This is a genomic window from Paenibacillus sp. EKM301P (assembly GCF_011800295.1).
Taxonomy (GTDB): Bacteria; Bacillota; Bacilli; order Paenibacillales; family Paenibacillaceae; genus Paenibacillus; species Paenibacillus polymyxa.
Genome location: NZ_JAALFM010000104.1, coordinates 1 through 362 on the forward strand (window position 1 = coordinate 1; position 362 = coordinate 362).

Below are 362 nucleotides of genomic sequence, written 5' to 3' on the forward strand. Positions count from 1 at the left end.
GCGACGGCCGCTGATCCAGCGGACAGCACTTACGCAAACCGGATGTACCGGACAGGCGACCTGGCACGGTGGCTGCCGGATGGCAGTATCGAGTATTTAGGCCGGATCGACCATCAGGTCAAAATTCGCGGGTATCGGATCGAGCTGGGCGAGGTGGAAGCACAGCTGCTGACCGTGGACGGCATTCAGAAAGCTGTAGTCACAGCATGGGAAAATGAAGACGGGCACAAGGATCTGTGTGCCTATATCGTAGCTTCGGAGTCGCTAAGTCTACCAGAACTACGGAATGCGCTGCAGCCGAAGCTGCCGGATTACATGATCCCGACGTATGTGGTACAGCTGGATCGTTTCCCGCTGACGCC

Annotated in this window: 1 protein-coding gene; it reads left to right on the plus strand. The window is 57.5% G+C overall.

Annotation, left to right across the window (positions count from 1 at the left end; translation table 11 throughout):
* Positions 1-362: AMP-binding enzyme (locus HFD99_RS25035; protein WP_167441074.1), on the plus strand; the 362-nt coding region annotated here is incomplete at both ends.